The following is a 19777-nucleotide window of genomic DNA, read 5'->3' as shown; positions in this document are numbered from 1 at the left end:
GTTTAAATAGGGTTGGTTAAATTAAGTACTTTCTTCGGATACTTACAGTTTATATGGCACTCGAACCCAAGGTTCATCTTCAGGAAAATCTTTAGTATTTCGCGAAACTAACAAAGCATGCTCAAGTTCCGCACTAGCACGAATAATCGCATCAGGAAGACGTATTTTAGTAGCTCGCCTAATGTCTACTGCACGTTCAGCGATATTAGTATTCAGTGGAATTAATGCAAACCGAGCTAAAAACCGTCTAATGGCAGCCTCTTCTTCTGACTTAGCACCTACCATTACTTCCATCCAAGTGATTACGCTAATAGCAATATGCGGATAGCGCTTAATTTCCTCTTTAGCAGCTTCAATGCCATTCAGGTAATCAATTAAAATATTCGTGTCAAATAAGGCTTTCACTAGTCCCATTCTCCACGCAAACGCTCTTGATAGGCCAAGCCATCCTCTGCTTTTGACGCCCATAAGCCGAAAGCAGCATTGTCTTCCTTGGGGGTGGTGTAGCGTTGGAGGTAATCTGCCACCGCACGACGGATCAGCTCTGCACGTGAGATATTAGACTCAGCAGCAAAACGAGCGAGCTGTTCTAACTGGAAATCAGGAATTTCTATAATAGTGCGCATAATAATAACGTCATCAGATGAATGATAACGTTATTATAGATCAAACAAGCATCAGCCGGGAGAAAACTCCACACTGACAGGCGCAAGCCTTTCCACCTGCCCCTTCATTACATCCACTATCGCATATACCCCCACATGCCGATTGGGGCTTAAATTCTCGGCCAGTTGCAGGCGATCGAATAAATCATCCACATCCATCGCTAAGATAACTGCTGGAGTCTTGCCAGAAAATAACCGAACTAACAGCGCGACCACGCCTTTAATAATCGCCGTATCACAATCACCATTAAAAACAATTTTAGTCGGGTCTTGAGCATCCCAATGTGGCTTCACCCACACGCGACTCATGCAAGCTTTAACTCGATTGGCATCAATCTTTTCAGCCTCAGGCATAAGTGGCAGCGCTTCGCCTAATTCAGTTAAATATTGATAGCGCTGCTCCCAATCTTCAAGAAATTCAAAGTCACTGGCGATTTCGTCAATTTCAGTCATGCTATCTGCTTTTATACGTTAAAGGATTCGCCGCAGCCGCAGGCATCTTTCACATTCGGATTCCTAAATTCCAAACCCTGATTTAAAGCATTGCTGCGCACATAATCAATTTCAGTGCCCTCTAAATAAGGCAAGCTTTCACTATCAACTACCACTTTAACACCGTACTGGTCATAAACTCGATCATTCGCACCTAACTGATCAACATAATCCACCACATACATAAAGCCGGTACAACCACTTTTGCGCACCCCTAAACGCATGCCGACAGCATTACCCCGTTTGTCTAGTTGCTGACGAATATGTTGCGCCGCTTTTTCAGTAACACTAATCATTATTCACTCCTAATACATATCCAAGGCTAATAAAGCCTCTTCACTCATACGCTCTTTGCCCCAAGGTGGATCCCAGACCAAATTCACATTTACATCATTCACTTCGACTTTAGAACGAGCGGCCGTTTCTACCAAGCCCGGCAAACTACCCGCCACTGGACAGGCCGGGCTAGTTAGAGTCATATCAATATCGACATTATTATTCTCGTCAATATCAAGTCGATAAATTAAACCAAGGTCATACACATTGACCGGAATTTCAGGATCGTAAACTTGGCGAATCGCAGCGATGATTTCATCTTTCAGCCATGCTCGACGGGCAATATTTTCATCATCAAACTGCTCAGCCTTCTCGGCCTTCATTAAGCGCGATAATTTAAACATACATCCCTCCTAAAGATTCGCCGCAACAGGTGCTAAGCGCTCTTGCAAAATACTTAAAGCCTTAGTTTCCAAAGCAGGATATTCATAATGCGCTATCAATTCCGCCGCAAAGCCTTGGCAAATCATACTAGTCGCTGCTGCTTTAGGAATGCCACGCGCACGCAGATAAAACAACATTTCTGGATCAATTTGCCCGACTGTCGTGCCATGGCTACATTGCACATCATCCGCATAAATTTCTAAGCGCGGTTTAGTATCAATTTCAGCGTCCCGCGACAGCAGCAAATTATCATTACTCAAACGCGCATCAGTTTTTTGGGCATCCTTTTTCACGAGGATATTGCCATCAAACACTGCCTTACCTTGCCCGTAAAGAATGCCTTTAAAGCTTTCACGACTGCTGCAATCTGGCACGGAATGCAAAACATCCAAATGCATCGACTGCATCTGTTGCTCACCCGCTAAATAAAAACCATTTAACTCACAATGGGCATGTCCACCGCTGAAATCAAGATGAAACTCCGTCCGCGACCATGCACTGCCTAAGGCTAAACTGGTATTTTTATATACACTGGAAGCCGCTTGCTGCACATACAAACTGCTCAAATGGCGCGTGCGCAAACTATCATTCTGTAAGCGTGGGTGAAGCAACTCAGCGCCCTCACTTAAGAAGATTTCAGTCACGCCATTATGCATTCCCAATACATCGGCAAACGGGGCATGCTGCTCAATCAGCGTTAAGCTCGCTTGTGCCTCCACTTGTACTAACACCCGTGGATTGCTCAAAACCTCACTATCAAAGCTGTAATTGATATGAATTAACTCAAGGGGTTGCACTAGTTTCTCAGTGACCCGCAAATAAACACCCGCTCCCGTTAAAGCAGCATTCACCGCCCCAAACAGATGTAAACATTCACCGCTCAAGCGACCTAAGCGCTCAATGCCTGTAGCCGAAGTTTGCAGCGCTTGCTCTAAATCCAACACTTCCAAACCCGTTTGAGCAGGTAAACTTGAAAGCTCGGGCATAAAAAAGCCATTGAGCAAGACAATGCACACATGATCAGCGGGCGTGACGCGTAAAGCAGCGACATCCTCAGGTTCTAATAAACCGTCTTCACGGCTAGCAGCGGCGAATTGATAATCCAGCACGGGCGCAAGCGGTGTGTAGCGCCAAGCCTCTTGCTTACGATTCGGTAGCTCTACCAAGCTCAAACGCCGCTGACCCACTGCTTGATAAGCATGCGCTTTGGGTGCTGTTGCCGCTAAAGTCTGATAATGATCTAACAAAGCAGCACTCATGCTGCGGCCTCCTCTTGCAACCAGCCATAACCCTTTTCTTCCAGCTCTAAAGCCAAAGATTTATCGCCCGAACGAATAATCCGCCCACCACTCAAGACATGCACATAATCCGGCTGGATATAATCGAGTAAGCGCTGATAGTGAGTAATGACTAACATAGAACGCTCAGGGCTACGCAAACTATTCACCCCCATTGACACCATCTTTAAGGCATCAATGTCTAATCCGGAATCCGTTTCATCCAAGATCGCTAAAGAAGGCTCGAGCAGAATCATCTGTAGAATTTCATTGCGCTTCATTTCCCCGCCGGAAAAACCGGTATTCACTGAGCGCTTTAATAAAGCTTCATTCATTTCCAGCGCCTTTAATTTAGTTCGCACCAGCTTCATGAAATTTAAGGAATTTAACTCTGGCTCACCACGGGCTTTACGAATCGCATTTAAGGAAGCTTGCATAAAATAAGTATTATTCACCCCCGGCAATTCCACCGGATATTGGAAAGCCATGAAAATACCCTGATGTGCACGCTCTTCGGGTGACATATCTAATAGATTTTCACCTTTATAAGTGACTGTGCCGCTCGTAACTTCGTATTCTTCACGCCCCGCTAGGACTTTGGAGAGTGTGCTTTTACCTGAGCCATTGGGTCCCATAATCGCATGCACTTCACCAGCGCCCATCTCGAGGCTTAAGCCTTTGAGAATTTCTTTGCCGTTAATGCTGGCGTGTAAATCTTTAATTGAGAGCATATTTCTTCCTTTATTAACCTACTGCGCCTTCTAAACTAATCGCGAGCAATTTACGCGCTTCAACAGCGAACTCCATCGGCAGCTCATTGAAGACTTCTTTACAAAATCCATTCACAATCATCGACACCGCATCCTCTTCGGATAAGCCACGCTGACGACAATAGAACAATTGATCCTCACCAATTTTGGAAGTGGTCGCTTCATGCTCGACTTTAGCAGTCGGATTCGCGACCTCAATATAGGGGAAAGTGTGCGCCCCACATTTATCGCCAATCAACAGGGAATCACATTGGGTATGATTACGCGCGTTTTCGGCGCCCTTATTCATGCGCACTAAACCGCGATACGCATTCTGCCCACGATCCGCAGAGATTCCCTTAGAAACAATCGTGCTAGTGGTGTTTTTACCGATATGGAACATCTTAGTTCCCGTATCGGCTTGCTGCGCACCACGGGTCACTGCCACTGAATAAAACTCACCAATCGAGTCATCACCCTTCAGCACGCAACTGGGGTATTTCCAAGTGATAGAGGAACCCGTTTCCACTTGCGTCCACGAAATCCGCGAACGATCACCCGCACAGACCCCGCGCTTGGTGACAAAGTTATAAATCCCACCCTTGCCATTTTCGTCACCCGGATACCAATTCTGTACGGTCGAATATTTGATATAAGCATCTTCCAAAGCAATCAACTCGACCACAGCCGCATGCAACTGATTTTCATCCCGTTGCGGCGCGGTGCAGCCTTCGAGATAGCTTACATAACTGCCTTTATCGGCAATAATCAAAGTACGCTCAAACTGCCCCGTATTACGCTCATTAATCCGGAAATAGGTAGAAAGCTCCATCGGGCAGCGGGTATTTTCTGGGATATACACAAAAGTCCCATCCGTGAAAACCGCAGCATTTAAAGCAGCAAAATAGTTATCGGTTTGCGGAACCACCGTACCCAAATACTTTTTAATCAGCTCTGGATGTTCGCGCATCGCTTCTGAAATTGAGCAGAAAATCACCCCAGCTTCTGCCAATTGCTTACGAAAGGTCGTCGCCACCGACACGCTATCAAACACGGCATCCACCGCAACACCCGCCAGCATTTTTTGCTCTTCTAGCGGAATACCCAACTTTTCATACACACGCAGCAATTCAGGATCGACTTCATCCAAACTTTTCGGTGCATCAGCTGCCGATTTAGGTGCAGAGAAATAGGAAATCGCCTGATAATCAATCTTGGTATACTTCAAGTGTGCCCAGTCTGGCTCTTCCATCTGCAGCCACTTCTGGTATGCTCCTAGCCGCCACTCCAACATGAATTCCGGTTCGCTCTTACGCGCAGAAATATAGCGAATGACAGACTCATCTAAGCCCGGTGGTACTGTTTCTGACTCAATATTGGAAACGAAACCCGCCTCGTAGCCTGTTTTAGCTAACTCAGCCAGTTGTTGCTCTACAGCATCCATGACCCTCACCTTTGCAATAACCTAGCAATTTAGTCGGGAATATACGCGAAATACTGCTGATTTGCCAATAGGCTTGTGATTGCTCGGGAATCTTTTAACCGGTTTCTTGATAATTGCTCGATAAACTGCGTTTTCTCTCCAACAATCTCTTACAATCTGGCCATGCCAGTTTTCAGTGAGTAAATGAGTCTACCATGCGTATTTTTTCTGCCGACGAAACTGCTGCTGCCCTCCCCTACCCTCCGTTAATCGCTAAAATCAGCGAGCTGTTTGCGGCAGGGTTAAAAGCACCTTTACGCCATCACCACACCTTAGCTAATCCGCAAGGTCAGAATGCTACTTTACTTTTAATGCCCGCTTGGCAAAGTCAGCAAGGTTTTGGTGGCGTGAAAATAGCAAATATTCATCCTGATAATGCTAAACGTGGCTTGCCTGCGGTCATTGCAAGCTACCTACTATTTCGTGAAGATACCGGTGAGCATTTAGCTTTACTGAATGGCTCAGTCCTAACCGCACGGCGCACCGCTGCAGCCTCTGCTTTAGGTGCACGTTATTTGGCTAATCCGCAAGCCCAGACACTTTTGATTTTGGGTGCTGGACGTGTTGCCCGTGAGCTACCTGAAGCTTTCTCCAGCCTGTTTCCGTTAAAGCGTATCTTGATTTGGAATCGTAGCCCTGCACGTGCACACAGCTTAGTGAAAGAGTTACAAGCATTGCAACGTTGGAAAGTTGAATTAGTCAGCGATTTAAAAGCTGCGGTTGCACAAGCTGAGATCATCAGTTGTGCAACCTTAGCGCAACAAGCCGTGTTATTCGGCGCTTGGCTGCAAGCGGGTCAACATGTGGATCTCATTGGTTCTTTCACTCCACAGATGCGCGAAGTCGATGATGAAGCGATGCAAAAAGCCCAAGTTTATATTGATACTGAAGCTGCTTTGCATGAATCGGGCGATTTATTGTTCCCCTTGCAAACGGGCGCATTAGACCCTAACGCTATTCGTGGCAGCTTTTATGATTTATGTAAGCTTGAGCATAGCCAGCACCAGCCTCAAGCAATGACAGTTTTCAAGGGCGTGGGGCATGCTGTAGAAGATTTAGCCGCTGCCATTGTGGCATACCAAGCTCAAGATAATTTAAAAAAATAAATTTATTTTGCCCCTTGCATCGCTTGGCAATTTGGTACTATATTGGATCTTATCCTATGCGAGGGATATAATTTAATTAGTTCATTTAAACAAATCGAGCTTCGACTTATTAAGCCCTTTCTGTTTTAAGAATTGATAGTTTAGTTTTGCTGATTTTACTTGCTTAAGGTCTGAGTTCCTTAAGTAGTTTCTTTACAGTTCCCTCTGCTAGGCTGATTAGGCTTTATTTTAGATAAATCCGACATTCAGTGAAAAGACTCCTTAAGTAATAAACCCAATAGCTCCCCAGCTATGTTTTCCTCACCTGACCTAGCGTAAACTCCTAATTCACCCTTAGGGCGCTAGGTTCAGGTTTTTCTAATAGGAAATCCACAAAAGCTTGATTAGCCCGCGACAAATAGCCATCGCGCCGCCAAGCAATACACAAATCCAACCAGACCGGCTCGGTAAACGGTAAATCAACCAACTCAGGATCGTTTTCTAAAGCCATCGCCAGCAAAGTCGAAATCCCAAACCCTTGCTTAATAATTGATTTAATCAACGGAATCAGATTAGTTTCAAAGCCAATCACTGGTTCAATACCCACCGTAGCCGCTAAGCGGTCAACAATTTTGCGGTGAAAATACCCATTACGAAATAGCACGAGCTCTTCCTTGAAAAAATCCTCAATGCTAACAGCCGCTTGTTGAGCTAACGGATGCTCGCGCCCGACCACGACGCGCATTTCCTCGCGCACAATGACCCGTGCCTCTAAGGTTGCTGGCAAAAAATCTTGCACAATCACTGCTAAATCAAGCTGAGCTGTTTCCAGCATTTGCTGCAATTGCCAAGTACCGCCTTCAATGACCTGCAAACTAATATGCGGATAACGATGCCGAAAAGCCATCAGCACGGGCGGAAAATAATAAGAGCCCATCATCCCCGGAATTCCTACTCGCACTTCGCCTTTGCTTAGACCTTTCAGCTCTTGCATTTCCAGATGCGCATCGTCGACGGCTTGTAGTATCCGTTGTGTATGTAGCCATAAACGCTCTCCTTCCGCCGTCAAACTGACCTTGCGGTCATGCCGTTGAAAAAGTTGTAGTTCTAATTCTGCTTCAAGTTTGCGAATAGCTACGCTAATCGCAGGCTGAGCAACATGCAAAATTTCAGCCGCCTTGGTAAAACTGCCTAAACGCACAATTTCGTGAAAATAACGGAGCTGCTTTAAATCCATTGTCTTGTCTTATCGGTAAAAAAAAATTATCGAAGCCATGCTTATTATATATTTTATTAATTTCTGCACTGCGTTTATTGTGAGCTGAGTTAAAACACGGATAACCCAACATGATTACCACCGGTACCCGAGAGTTCTGGTTTGCCACTTTAGCATTGGCTCTAGGCTCTTTTATGATCTTTGCTAATGTGCATATGACGCAGCCGCTCTTACCGCAATTAGCCCAGACTTTTCATTTAACCCCGCTACAAGCGAGTTGGAGTCTGACTGTCACTATTTCTATGCTGGGTTTGTCGCTACTAATTTATGGCTCTTTATCAGATGCGTTCGGGCGTAAACCTATTATGGTGCTTACTTTACTCGGTGCTGTAGCCACTACTTTAGCCATTTCCCAAGTCGAAACTTATAGCAGCTTATTAATCCTGCGTGGCTTACAAGGTTTTTTCCTTGGTGGTTTACCGGCGATTGCGATTGCTTATTTAGGTGATGAATTTGAACGCAAGGCGGTATTGGTTGCGGTAGGTTTCTATATCAGTGCAAATAGTTTAGGTGGTGTGACTGGACGTTTAGTCAGCGGTTTTGTGGGCGAGCATTATGACTGGCAGACAGTTTTTCTTGTTTTAGGCTTTAGTAGTTTATTCCTAGTCCTCTTGTTTATTTGGCTCCTACCAGCCTCTAAACATTTTCAAGCTAAAGCCTTCCATCCACGTTCAGTACTGGCTGATATGCGTAGTCATTTGCAAAGCCCGCTGCTTTTGACTGCTTATTTGATTGGCGGCTTGAATATGATGATTTTTTTAAGCCTGTATAGTTACATTACTTTCGTGCTTGCTGACGCGCCCTATCATTTGTCTACTCACGCTTTGGGGATGCTATTTCTAACTTACTTAACCGGTAGTTTTGCTTCCGCGTGGTCAGGCCGTGCTGCTTTATGGTTGAGTCAGCCAATCTGTATGATTTTAGGTATCTTATTGTTAATGCTAGGCACACTGCTCACTTTATTAGCAAGCTTGCCACTGATTGTAAGCGGCTTCCTAATGAATAGTTTTGGCTTTTTCTTAACGCACTCCACTTTAAGTAGTTGGGTTAGCCAACATGCCTTGCAAGCACGAGCGAGTGCCTCGTCTTTGTATTTAGTATTTTATTATTTGGGTGCTAGCGTAGGTAGCTTCTATCTGGAACCCTTTTGGCAATGGGCAGGTTGGAGCGGTGTGGTGGGTGCATCCTTGGGGATTTTTGCTGTGACTTTAAGTGCAGCCTTATGGTTGCATTTTAGACACAAACCTAGCACTCAAGTTTTTTCTTCAACCTGTGTTTAAAAGTGCTAGCTTTAGGAACTAAACGTAAAGATTTATACTTACTACATTCTTTACCCGCAGGTTTTGGATGATGCAGCACGCCCTAGACTACGAATACTTAAGCTTTGAAGATTACCTTACTAGCGAACAAGAGGTTGCTATACGGCATGAATATTTAGATGGGCAAATTTATGCTATGGCCGGTGCAAGTGAATGCCATAATACAATTACTCAAACCTTAGGTTCAGCGATTGATAATGCCTTACGCGATGGCTGTAGAGTTTGGCAATCCGATATGAAAGTAGTTGGTAAAAATGAGCATAAACCTTTTGCTTATTATCCTGACATTATGGCGGCTTGCGGGGAAAACACTAGCGACCAATATACGAGAACCAACCCTGTTTTAATCATTGAAGTTTTATCACCTAACACAGCACGTACTGATCGTTCAGAGAAATTTGCTAACTACACTCAAATTGATAGTTTACTTGAGTATGTTTTGGTTGCTCAGGATAAACCCTATTTGTGTATTTTTCGGCGACGTAATGCTTGGCGTATGGAGCCTTTTTATGCGGAAGATGTGTTTACCCTCGAATCCGTAGGTTTGACCTTGCCGGTGGTACAAGTTTACCGGCGGGTACGCAAGGAAGTAGGATTAGATATTGATTGAAAAGCTAACGCTTCCAACTCGGATCACGTTTTTCCAAAAACGCATTCACACCTTCAATAGTGTCATCCAAGTAGAAATTACAAGTGATCGCTTCATTAGCTAAATCATAAGCAGCCGCTAAAGGCTGATTGAGTTGTTTATAAAAAAGCGCCTTACCCATTTTTACGGCTTCAGGTGGTTTAGCGGCAATTTTAGCAGCCATGGTAGCAACTGCTTGATCCAGTTCTTCAGCAGCAACGACTTGATTAACCAAACCATACGTTTTAGCGGTAGCCGCATCGATAAAGTCCCCCGTCAACAGCATTTCTAGCGCTTGCTTGCGGCCAAGATTGCGACTTAATGCCACGGCGGGTGTGGAGCAAAATAAGCCTAAATTAATGCCTGAGACTGCAAATTTAGCTTTTTCACTGGCTACCGCTAAATCACAGGCGGCTACTAACTGACATCCAGCAGCGGTGGCTACAGCATGCACGCTGGCAATAATCGGTTGTGGCATAGTTTCTAGCCGCTGCATCATCGCGCCACATTGGCTAAATAATTGTTTAGTAAGCTTCGGGTCATTTGCTTCACGCATTTCTTTTAAATCGTGGCCGACGCAAAACGCACGCCCATTGGCTTTAATCACCACGACACGTACACTGCTATCCGCACTGACTGTATCTAATTGTGTAGTTAAAGCTTCGATCATGCCTGCTGAAAGTGCATTAAATTTATCAGGGCGGTTTAAGGTTAACGTACAAATTCCCGCTTGATCATCGCGTAAGACCAAACCATCTGCTGTTGATTGCATCATTATCTCCTCCAAGTAAGCTAAGATTTTTTCGATTATAGCGGGATACGACCCTAATTTTCTCAGGTGTGTTCAACTTTATAAGCTTGAATTTGATATGCTGCTGTCAGTAACTACTATGGTTGCCAGCATCCGCTAGCCTGCTTACAATGCTTGCTTTGTGAAAAAATGACCCCGCCTCAGTCGCGTGGGTACATTTAAATTAGTTTTTAGGAGTTTCATATGCCCTGGAATGAGCCGGGTGGTAACAATCAAGACCCTTGGACAGGGAAGAACAAAACAACTAATAAATCGACCGACACCGATGAGTTAGTTAGAAAACTCAATCAAAAGTTATCAGGACTTTTTGGTAAAAAGCCGAACAGTAGTAGTGAGCCTGATGGCCCCCCTAACTATAAAGGTATCTTTATTATTTTGGGTGTGCTTGTTGCCGGTTGGCTATTTTCCGGCTTCTACATGGTTGATGCGCGCGAACAAGCTTTAGTCCTCCGCTTCGGTGCTTATCAATCCACTAGTGGTCCAGGTTTGCATTGGCATTTACCTACGCCAATTGAGACCATTGAATACGTGGATGTGGCTCAGAACCGTAGTGCACAAGACACTAGCAATATGCTCACACAGGATGAAAATATTGTTGAGATCGCGGTCACCGCCCAATATCAAGTCAGCGATGCTGAAGACTATACTTTCAACGTGTTCCGCGCCGATGATTTAGCCAATCAAGCTCAAGGTACTTTGTATCAAGCTATGCGCAGTGCAACTCGGGAAGTCATAGGTCGCAGCAAAATGGACTATATCTTGGGTGAAGGTCGTGAGCAGATTGCGGTTGAAACACAAAAGCTTATGCAAACTATTTTGGATAATTACAAAGTGGGTTTACGGGTGATTAAAGTCAACTTAACTTACGCCGAAGCGCCCGATGCAGTTAAAGATGCTTTTGACGATGCAAACCGCGCGCGTGAAGACGCAAACCGCTTCCAAAATGAGGCGGAAACGTACTCGAATAAAGTCGTACCTGATGCCCGTGGCGAAGCCTCACGCCTAAGTGAAGAAGCGATTGCTTATCGTGATCAAGCCATTGCCCGCGCCGAAGGTGATGCTGCGCGCTTTACACAGTTAGTGACTGAATATAAGAAAGCACCGGATGTAACGCGTGAACGTTTGTATCTCGAAGCGATGGAAAGTGTGATGACCGGTTCACGTAAAGTGCTAGTCACCAGTGAGAATAGCAATAATATGCTGTATATCCCAATTGACCCTAAAGCGACTACTATGCCAACTGAATTGTCGCCTGCAGCCCTTGCGAGTGCAGCCTCTGCAACAATTAATGGCAATGAGTCTAGTAATAGCTCTAATGGTGTACCTAGCACGGAGACACGTCAGCAACGTCCCTTATCACCGGGTCAAACACGGGAGAGCCGCCAATGATTGAAACTAAACAGCTTGTACTTGGTGGTTTAGTTGTCTTAGCGGTTGGGATTTATGCGACTGCTTATACGGTAGATCAACGCGAGCGCGCGATTAAATTTGCTTTCCGAGAAATTGTCGACTCTGATATTCAGCCGGGTCTGCATTTCAAGATTCCATTTATGAACACGGTGCGCAAATTCCCTGCTCAGGTACTGACTTATGAATCGAAAGCAGAGCGCTTTTTAACCGGTGAGAAGAAATACGTCTTAGTCGATTTCTTTGTGAAATGGCAAATTGAAGATGTTTCCACTTTCTATCGCGCTACCAATGGTGGACGCATGATCGATGCGTCTAATCGTTTAGGCGACATTATGAAAGATGGTCTGCGTAACGAATTCAGCCGTCGCACGATTGAACAGGCGCTCACTGAGCAACGCGACCAAATTATGCAAGGTTTAGAGCTGAAATCGAATGAAGCCGCTAAACAATTGGGGATTAAGATCGTCGATGTGCGCGTGAGTAAGATCGACTTCCCTGATGAGGTTAGTGAATCCGTATTTAAACGGATGCGCTCTGAGCGTCAGCGCGTCGCCCAAGATTTCCGTTCACGTGGGCAAGCCGAAGCTGAAAAGATTCGTGCAACCGCTGACCGTACTGCGACTGTTATCAAAGCTGAAGCCTATCGCGATGCGGAAAAAGTACGTGGTGAAGGGGATGCAAAAGCAGCGGAAATTTATAGCAAAGCTTATCAAGGTGATGCAGAGTTCTATTCCTTTTATCGTAGCTTAGACATCTACAAGAAAACCATTGGGAATAATGTGGGAACGACTATGGTGTTAGAGCCTAATTCGGATTTTTTCCGTTACTTTAATAGCTCGACCGGTGGAGCTAGCTCTGTTCCGGCTCCAGCTCCCTCAGCTAACTCAACGGCTACTGCACCCGCACAGTGAATATTGACTGGTCAGACTTAATAAATGCCCTCGCCCTCTTGTTAATCCTTGAGGGCCTGTTGCCCTTTATCAGCCCCAGCCAACTCAAAAAAGCGTATGCACAAATTCTTAGCTATCCTGAAAAAACCCTAAGGATGTTTGGGCTAATTTGTGTGATAGCTGGTATTCTGTTGCTCTTTCTAACTGACTAATCAACCATGCCAACGACTGACCAATACTGGGCGCTACCAGACGGGATTAGCGAAGCATTGCCTGAAGAATCATGGCGCTTAGAAAACTTACGGCGTAGCCTATTAGACGTTTACGCTACTTGGGGCTACCAAATGGTGATACCCCCTCTAGTGGAGTATATGCAGTCGCTGAATACCGGCATCGGCTCAAACCTAGATCTACAAACGTTCAAAGTCACGGATCAGCTCACTGGGCGCACCATGGGTATTCGGGCGGACATGACACCGCAAATTTCGCGCATTGATGCACATAAATTAAAAACTGAGCATCCCAATCGTTTGTGCTATATCGGTAGTGTCTTACGTACCCGTGCTTTCAACGAAGATGGTTCACGTTCTCCCTTGCAAGTAGGAGCAGAACTATTCGGGCATGCCGGTGAGGATAGTGATTTTGAAATCATTGCCTTATTACTCACTACCCTTAAACACTGCCAAGTGCCTGCTATTACCCTCGATATTGGGCATGTCAATATTTTCCGCAGCCTTGCAGCTCAAGCGGGTTTAAGTACATCGCAAGAAAAAGTCTTTTTTGACATGCTCGAGCGTAAATCTTTACCGGATATTGAAGCTTGGCTCGCGGCTGCGAATTTACCAGCTTCTGAAACTGAAATGCTGAGACAGTTGCCACGCTTGTATGGTAAAGCAGATATTTTAGACTACGCTGCAGAAGTGTTAAGCGCCGCAAATCAGCAAGTTAAAGAGGCTATCCAGTATCTCAACTCTCTTGTCAAGCGCATTCAACATGAGTTTCCTGACTGTCATATTCATGTCGACTTGACGGAACTATCAGGTTACGACTATCACACAGGCATAGTGTATGCGGTCTATGCTGAAGGGAGTGGCCGGGAAATTGCTCGCGGTGGGCGTTATGATGGCATTGGCAAACTATTTGGCCGTGCGCGCCCTGCTACCGGATTCAGTACCGATTTACGGATTCTAACCCGCTATTGGCAAGCCCCACCACAGCAACCAAGCAAAATTTTTGCACCGGCCGATACTGATCCTAGTTTAAACAGCACCATCCAACAATTACGTTCTCAAGGGCAGTGGGTAGTACGTCAACTGCAAGGTGATACCGTGAAAACCCCGCAGGATGCAGGCTGCGGACAACAATTAATTAAACACGGCAACGAATGGATTATTACGGAAGTTTAAAGCGAGAAAGTCATGGGTAAAATCGTTGTTGTTCTAGGCACCCAATGGGGTGACGAAGGCAAAGGTAAAATAGTCGACTTACTAACCGAAAATGCAGCCGCAGTGGTGCGTTTTCAAGGTGGTCACAATGCAGGGCATACTTTAGTCATTAATGGTGAAAAAACTGTCTTACATCTGATTCCATCAGGCATCCTGCGTGACAATGTGGAATGTATGATTGGCAATGGTGTAGTGCTTTCTCCAGAAGCGCTAATGAAAGAAGTGAACACTTTGGAAGCTAAAGGTATTGCAGTACGCGACCATTTACGCATTTCTGAAGCCTGCCAATTGATTCTCCCCTATCATATCGCCTCAGATTTAGCGCGTGAACGTGCACGTGGTAATCAAGCCATTGGTACAACTGGGCGTGGCATTGGTCCTGCTTATGAGGATAAGATTTCTCGCCGTGGCTTGCGGGTTGGTGATCTATTCCAACCTACCGAATTTGAAGCCAAACTGCGCTTTATTCTCGACTTCCATAATTTCACTCTGAAAAACTATTACCATGCCGATGAAGTCGACTTCCAGCAGACTTTAGATAATGCTTTAGCCATGACTGAAATCTTGCGGCCAATGATTACCGATGTTCCGCATCGTATTGCAGAACTGCGTAAAGCGGGCAAAGATATTATGTTAGAAGGTGCGCAAGGGACTTTATTAGATATTGATCATGGTACGTATCCTTATGTCACCTCTTCAAACACCACTGCGGGCGGTGCGTGTACAGGTGCTGGGATTGGCCCACGAAATATCGATTATATTCTGGGTATTACCAAGGCTTACACCACACGAGTGGGTTCAGGCCCTTTCCCGACTGAGCTTTTTGATGAGGTAGGCAAATATTTAGGCCAAAAGGGCAATGAATTTGGTGCGACTACTGGTCGCCCACGTCGTTGTGGTTGGTTTGATGCGGTAGTTTTACGGCGGGCTATGGAAATTAATAGCATTAGTGGTTTGTGCATCACTAAACTGGATGTATTAGACGGTTTAGAAACTGTCAAACTCTGCACTGGCTATAGCTTGGATGGTAAAACCTATGAGGTTCCTCCTGTCATCACTGAAGAATTTGCGCGTTGCCAACCAATTTATGAAGAAATGCCGGGTTGGAGCGAATCAACTTTTGGTTTAACCCGTTATGAGCAATTGCCAGCCAACGCCAAAGCTTATTTGAAACGCTTAGAAGAAGTCGTTCAAACCCCAGTGGACATTATTTCTACAGGGCCTGATCGTGAACAAACTATTGTTTTAAGACATCCTTACGCCGCTTAAATAAAAAAATAACCCCACCGCTTATTAAGAGGTGGGGCTTGAAGCCACATGAGGCGTGTGGCGTGGTCTGCACCGTTCTGACATTCTATTCTGAGCATTACTTTGCAGCTCTTATGCCAACTTCATAACCCCCTATTTATAAAGTACTTTTTACCAAGCTACTTAATTATCAATAAAACTTATCTAGGCGAATTAAGACAAGTTTGCCAATAATCTGTCAGTTTGAGACACTAGGCTAAACCCTATGTCAGTTAGGCATAGAAAACTTAAGGCCATTTATCACCAACGGTTTAAATTGCCTTGAACGCGTGCGTATACTATTGCGACAAATCAAAATCATGGCAGATTCTATGCAAGAAACTTTTTTAAATGATCTGGCAAAAAGCCAAGCCCCTGTCTTTTGTTTCCTCGTCAATGGGATCAAATTGGAAGGGTTTATTATTGCTTACGATCAATTCTCAGTGATGTTGGCCTCTAACCGTGATGCGGCGAGTTCTCAGCTAATTATGAAAAGTGCTATTTCCACGATAGTACCGAAAGGTGCGGGTTCAGTAGCGCCGAAAACCCATTAATTTTTTAAGAAAGGATCAATCCCAATGGATGCAATTAAGATTCTCGGCAGTTTGTTAAGCAGTGGCGCATTATCAGGCGGTTCTGCTGGTAATGTACTGGGTAACATTCTCGGTTCGGCACTCGGTGGCTCCAGTAACCGACAAGGTGGCGGGATGGCGGATGTCCTTGGGAGTCTCTTAGGTGGTGCACAAAACAATCCTAATCAAGGTGGCTTAGGTAATGTTTTAGGCAGTCTCTTAGGTGGTCAACAAGCTAATCAAAATCAGGGTGGCTTGGGTAATGTTCTAGGTAGCTTACTCGGTGGACAACAAACTAACCAAAATCAAGGTGGTTTAGGTAATGTTTTAGGTAGCTTACTCGGTGGTGCACAACAGACTTCTGCAGCAGGTGCGGGTGGTTTGGGTGGTCTGTTAGGTGGCTTAATGGGCAACCAACAAGCAGGTCAAGGAGGGGGTTTAGGTGATTTGTTAACAGGTGCTGTTAGTAAGTATATGCAAAGTCAAAACCCAAATGTGCCTGACTTAAGTAGCCAATTACTACCCAACCAGCAAGCGGCTGAACAACAAGCGACCTTAATCATCCGCGCCATGATTAACTCTGCAAAAGCAGATGGCACTATTGATCAACAAGAGCAAGAGCGCATCATTGGTAAACTCGGTAGTATTAGCGATTCTGAAGCGAACTTTATCCGTAAAGAATTTGAAGCACCTTTGGATGTGGCAGGCTTTGTACGCAGTGTGCCACAAGGCATGGCGCAGCAAATTTACGCGATTTCTTTAGCAGCGATTGATTTAGATACCCGCACAGAAGCACAATATCTTAGCCAATTAGCGCAAGGCTTGAACTTATCGCCTGAAGTTTGCAATGCCCTACATGAGCAAGTCGGTGCACCTAAACTTTATTCTTAAGCAGTAATTAGCTTAAAGTTGCTAAGGGTCTATAGTGATATAGATCCTTTTGCTTTTTAGTAAGCAGCAAGTTTTAGAGAGAAATTAGTCCCTGCAATCAAGACCTGTTAGAATCCGCCTCCTAATTATTATCTAAACAAGACTAGCTTGAGCGGGTAGATGTAAGGCTTAGAGCTTACTTAATTATTAAGAATGAGAGAACCCTATTTAAGATGCATGCTGCTAAAGACATGAAAACCTTGGCGCGCGCGGTCATTGCTGCCGAAATTAGCGCTCTTCAATCTCTTCCTGAACGCATTGATGATCAGTTTGTCGGGGCTTGTGAGGCTATTCTTAAATGCCGAGGTCGGGTCATTGTCACTGGCATGGGTAAATCAGGACATATCGGTAGTAAGATCGCAGCTACTCTTGCTAGTACCGGCACGCCTGCCTTTTTTGTGCATCCGGGCGAAGCCAGTCATGGTGATCTAGGCATGATCGTTGATGGTGATATCATCATTGCTCTCTCTAATTCAGGTACTAGCGAAGAAGTCTTGGCGATTATGCCAGTAGTGCGCCGCTTAAAAATCAACCTAATCGCTATGACTGGTAATCCAGAGTCTGAATTAGCACAATTAGCTGATTTTCACATTTATACAGGCGTCGATCATGAAGCTTGTCCCTTAGGCTTAGCCCCAACTTCGAGTACAACTGCTACCTTAGTGATGGGTGATGCGCTGGCGATTGCTTTATTAGAGGTGCGGGGTTTCACGGCTGAGGACTTTGCCCGCTCACATCCGGGTGGGCGTTTAGGCAAGCGTTTGTTAGTACATGTGCATGATTTAATGCATATTCAAGGTGAGATTCCACGCGTGCTGCCGACAGCTGATATTCGTGAAACCATTCTGGAGATGACACGACATGGCTTTGGCATGAGCGCGATTGTTGATGAAAGCGATTACCTGTTAGGCGTGTTTACGGATGGTGACCTGCGCCGCTCCTTTGAAAATGGTCGCGAGTTACAAGGTCGTCCTATTGCCGAGTTAATGACCATTAGCTCACATACCATTCTGCCAGACGAACTAGCAGTGACCGCTTTGAATATGATGCAAGAGCACAGCATTACTGCTTTACCTGTAGTGCAGGCTGGACAAATAGTCGGTATTATTCATATGCATGATTTATTGCGTGCAGGGATTGTTTGATGAAGGTCAATAAAGAACTAGCTAGCCAGATTGAACTACTGATTCTCGATGTGGATGGTGTGCTCACAGATGGCAGCCTGTTTTACGATAATAACGGTCAAGAATATAAAGCTTTCAACTCACGTGATGGACATGGCTTGCGCATGTTACAAGATGCAGGCATGAAAGTCGCCATTCTGACAGGGCGTCAATCTGAGTTGGTGCAACATCGCGCTAAAAATCTCAATATTCCTGCTGAATTAGTCTTTCAAGGCTTTCGAGACAAACGCCCTGCTTTTGCTGCGTTACTAGAACATACGGGTTTGCCTGCAGAGAAAATCGCTTATATTGGTGATGATGTGATTGATCTACCCGTTATGAAACAAGTAGGTTTAGCCATTGCAGTTGCTGACGCGCATCCTTTCGTTAAAGAGCATGCACACTGGATTACTACTCGTTCTGGCGGACGCGGTGCAGTGCGTGAAACTTGTGAAATGCTGTTAGATGCGCGTGGTCAACTGCAAGCAATCCTAGAAGGCTATCTACGATGAAGTTTTTTTTAGTCTTAGTATCAGTACTGCTAGCCGTAATCCTTTTGCATAATTTAGAGGACTATCTAAACCGTCCTGAAGCAGAGCAACCGAAACAAGACTATGTAGCAGTGGATTATTATTTAACCGATTTCAGCCTAGCTGCGATCACGGCTACCGGCAGTGTTAGTCATACCATGGATGGTCTTTACTTGGCTTATTCCCAAGATACTAAAACCAGCAATATAGTTAACCCACGAATCACCAGCAAAGATACTCAATCCACCGAACTAGTCGATGTCGCCACGTTAACGGCTGATGAAGCTGTAATGCGGCATGATACTCAAGAAGCTGACCTAAACGGGCATGTGCGCTTGCATATGGCCGGCCAAGCTAATTCGTCCGTTGATCTGCAGACTGCTTTTTTACATTATCGCTTGGCTGATCAACAGCTTAGTACTGACCAACCGGTCACCATTACTAGTCCACAATTGGTTTTACAGGGTACAGGCTTGGAAGCTAAACTGGATGAGGCTTATTTGAGATTAAATGCTAATGTTAAATCAACCTATCAACCCGCTCCTGCAACTATTCACTAGCTTATGCCTGCTGGCTAGCACCACGGCCTACGCCATCAGTAGTGATGCTGAAAAACCGGTGATGATCGAATCGGACTCCGTAGTGTTTAACAAAGAAGCCGGAACTGCCGTCTATGCAGGTAATGTAGAAATTAAACAAGGTACACTTAGCATTCGTGCTAGCCGAATTGAAATTTCTGCACCGGATAATGAAATTCAAACCATAAAGGCTACTGGCTCCCCAGTTAATTTCCAACAAACCATGGATAGCGGTAAGCAAGCCTTAGGCCGTGCTAAAAACGTCCAGTATTTTGTGATTCAAAAGAAATTAGTCTTAGAAGGTGATGCTAGTTTAAGCCAAGATCGTGACAATTTTGCAAGTAATCGCATTGAGTATTCGACCGCAAATGGCGAATTAAAAGCTGGTGGACAAGCGACTACCCCAGGTGAAAAATCAGGGCGTGTGCGGGCTATTTTCTATCCGACCAACAAAGCACAATAAGAAT

General features: G+C 45.1%; 24 protein-coding genes. 14 read left to right on the top strand and 10 right to left on the bottom strand.

The window, feature by feature from the left end:
• Positions 1-42 precede the first annotated feature (42 nt).
• Genes Q0307_RS08540 through sufB form a run of 8 tightly spaced genes read right to left on the bottom strand, consistent with a single transcriptional unit; the run spans position 43 to position 5347 of the window.
• Positions 43-405 (bottom strand): type II toxin-antitoxin system VapC family toxin, encoded by a 363-nt coding sequence (locus Q0307_RS08540; protein ID WP_298659457.1) that lies wholly within the window; start codon positions 403-405, stop codon positions 43-45.
• Positions 405-626: a CopG family transcriptional regulator gene (locus tag Q0307_RS08535; RefSeq protein WP_298659454.1), complete on the bottom strand. Its 222-nt coding sequence runs from the start codon at positions 624-626 to the stop codon at positions 405-407. The genes Q0307_RS08540 and Q0307_RS08535 overlap by 1 nt, the downstream gene beginning before the upstream one ends.
• A gap of 51 nt (positions 627-677) precedes the next feature.
• Positions 678-1118 (bottom strand): SufE family protein, encoded by a 441-nt coding sequence (locus Q0307_RS08530; protein WP_298659451.1) that lies wholly within the window; start codon positions 1116-1118, stop codon positions 678-680.
• A gap of 11 nt (positions 1119-1129) precedes the next feature.
• A complete protein-coding gene (locus tag Q0307_RS08525) occupies positions 1130-1456 on the bottom strand; it encodes an iron-sulfur cluster assembly accessory protein (RefSeq protein ID WP_298659518.1) in 327 nt (108 codons plus the stop codon).
• A gap of 6 nt (positions 1457-1462) precedes the next feature.
• Positions 1463-1837: a DUF59 domain-containing protein gene (locus tag Q0307_RS08520; protein WP_298659447.1), complete on the bottom strand. Its 375-nt coding sequence runs from the start codon at positions 1835-1837 to the stop codon at positions 1463-1465.
• Between the two features lie 9 nt (positions 1838-1846).
• On the bottom strand, positions 1847-3136 hold the full coding sequence (gene sufD / locus Q0307_RS08515) for a Fe-S cluster assembly protein SufD (RefSeq protein ID WP_298659444.1): 1290 nt from the start codon (positions 3134-3136) through the stop codon (positions 1847-1849).
• Positions 3133-3885 (bottom strand): Fe-S cluster assembly ATPase SufC, encoded by a 753-nt coding sequence (gene sufC, locus Q0307_RS08510; RefSeq protein WP_298659441.1) that lies wholly within the window; start codon positions 3883-3885, stop codon positions 3133-3135. The genes sufD and sufC overlap by 4 nt, the downstream gene beginning before the upstream one ends.
• Before the next feature lie 13 nt (positions 3886-3898).
• The gene (sufB, locus tag Q0307_RS08505; protein WP_298659438.1) at positions 3899-5347 is read right to left on the bottom strand and encodes a Fe-S cluster assembly protein SufB; all 1449 of its coding nucleotides are present in this window, start codon (positions 5345-5347) and stop codon (positions 3899-3901) included.
• A 194-nt stretch (positions 5348-5541) separates the two neighbouring features.
• Here sufB and Q0307_RS08500 point away from each other — a divergent pair, with 194 nt between their 5' ends.
• The gene (locus Q0307_RS08500) at positions 5542-6492 is read left to right on the top strand and encodes an ornithine cyclodeaminase family protein (RefSeq protein ID WP_298659434.1); all 951 of its coding nucleotides are present in this window, start codon (positions 5542-5544) and stop codon (positions 6490-6492) included.
• Positions 6493-6814: 322 nt separating this feature from the next.
• On the opposite strand, the gene Q0307_RS08495 is transcribed toward Q0307_RS08500, so the two are convergent.
• Positions 6815-7708, bottom strand: a complete 894-nt coding sequence (locus tag Q0307_RS08495) for a LysR family transcriptional regulator (RefSeq protein WP_298659431.1) — start codon at positions 7706-7708, stop codon at positions 6815-6817.
• Between the two features lie 110 nt (positions 7709-7818).
• On the opposite strand from Q0307_RS08495, the gene Q0307_RS08490 reads away from it, so the two are divergent.
• Both Q0307_RS08490 and Q0307_RS08485 read left to right on the top strand, forming a co-directional pair.
• Complete coding sequence (locus Q0307_RS08490; RefSeq protein WP_298659427.1) at positions 7819-9027, top strand: MFS transporter; 1209 nt, start codon at positions 7819-7821, stop codon at positions 9025-9027.
• Between the two features lie 67 nt (positions 9028-9094).
• Positions 9095-9676: a Uma2 family endonuclease gene (locus Q0307_RS08485; RefSeq protein ID WP_298659424.1), complete on the top strand. Its 582-nt coding sequence runs from the start codon at positions 9095-9097 to the stop codon at positions 9674-9676.
• Positions 9677-9680: 4 nt separating this feature from the next.
• Here the strand turns inward: Q0307_RS08485 and Q0307_RS08480 are convergent, their stop codons facing one another.
• Positions 9681-10469, bottom strand: coding sequence for an enoyl-CoA hydratase (locus tag Q0307_RS08480; RefSeq protein ID WP_298659421.1), 789 nt, complete (start codon positions 10467-10469; stop codon positions 9681-9683).
• Positions 10470-10688: 219 nt separating this feature from the next.
• On the opposite strand from Q0307_RS08480, the gene hflK reads away from it, so the two are divergent.
• The 11 genes from hflK (at position 10689) to lptA (ending at position 19773) form a co-directional block, all read left to right on the top strand.
• Entirely contained in the window at positions 10689-11894 is a 1206-nt protein-coding gene (gene hflK / locus Q0307_RS08475) for an FtsH protease activity modulator HflK (RefSeq protein WP_298659419.1), read from the top strand.
• Positions 11891-12826: a protease modulator HflC gene (gene hflC / locus Q0307_RS08470; protein ID WP_298659418.1), complete on the top strand. Its 936-nt coding sequence runs from the start codon at positions 11891-11893 to the stop codon at positions 12824-12826. The genes hflK and hflC overlap by 4 nt, the downstream gene beginning before the upstream one ends.
• Positions 12823-13017, top strand: coding sequence for a DUF2065 domain-containing protein (locus Q0307_RS08465; protein ID WP_298659417.1), 195 nt, complete (start codon positions 12823-12825; stop codon positions 13015-13017). The genes hflC and Q0307_RS08465 overlap by 4 nt, the downstream gene beginning before the upstream one ends.
• Positions 13018-13023: 6 nt before the next feature.
• On the top strand, positions 13024-14211 hold the full coding sequence (locus Q0307_RS08460; protein WP_298659415.1) for an ATP phosphoribosyltransferase regulatory subunit: 1188 nt from the start codon (positions 13024-13026) through the stop codon (positions 14209-14211).
• Between the two features lie 12 nt (positions 14212-14223).
• Entirely contained in the window at positions 14224-15519 is a 1296-nt protein-coding gene (locus tag Q0307_RS08455; protein WP_298659413.1) for an adenylosuccinate synthase, read from the top strand.
• A 350-nt stretch (positions 15520-15869) separates the two neighbouring features.
• Positions 15870-16091, top strand: coding sequence for an RNA chaperone Hfq (gene hfq / locus Q0307_RS08450; RefSeq protein WP_298659411.1), 222 nt, complete (start codon positions 15870-15872; stop codon positions 16089-16091).
• Positions 16092-16115: 24 nt separating this feature from the next.
• Positions 16116-17000 carry a DUF533 domain-containing protein gene (locus tag Q0307_RS08445; protein WP_298659409.1) on the top strand — a complete coding sequence of 295 codons (885 nt, stop codon included), beginning with the start codon at positions 16116-16118 and terminating at the stop codon, positions 16998-17000.
• Positions 17001-17230: 230 nt separating this feature from the next.
• Positions 17231-18184: a KpsF/GutQ family sugar-phosphate isomerase gene (locus Q0307_RS08440; protein WP_366936770.1), complete on the top strand. Its 954-nt coding sequence runs from the start codon at positions 17231-17233 to the stop codon at positions 18182-18184.
• A complete protein-coding gene (kdsC, locus tag Q0307_RS08435) occupies positions 18184-18714 on the top strand; it encodes a 3-deoxy-manno-octulosonate-8-phosphatase KdsC (RefSeq protein WP_298659403.1) in 531 nt (176 codons plus the stop codon). The genes Q0307_RS08440 and kdsC overlap by 1 nt, the downstream gene beginning before the upstream one ends.
• Positions 18711-19292 carry an LPS export ABC transporter periplasmic protein LptC gene (lptC, locus tag Q0307_RS08430; protein WP_298659400.1) on the top strand — a complete coding sequence of 194 codons (582 nt, stop codon included), beginning with the start codon at positions 18711-18713 and terminating at the stop codon, positions 19290-19292. Before kdsC ends, lptC begins: the two co-directional genes overlap by 4 nt.
• The gene (gene lptA / locus Q0307_RS08425; protein WP_298659398.1) at positions 19249-19773 is read left to right on the top strand and encodes a lipopolysaccharide transport periplasmic protein LptA; all 525 of its coding nucleotides are present in this window, start codon (positions 19249-19251) and stop codon (positions 19771-19773) included. The genes lptC and lptA overlap by 44 nt, the downstream gene beginning before the upstream one ends.
• Positions 19774-19777: the final 4 nt, after the last annotated feature.

The organism is uncultured Thiothrix sp. (genome assembly GCF_937873765.1).
GTDB lineage: Bacteria > Pseudomonadota > Gammaproteobacteria > Thiotrichales > Thiotrichaceae > Thiolinea.
The sequence above is the reverse complement of the archived record's forward strand: the minus strand, read 5'-3'. Positions and strand labels throughout refer to the sequence as shown.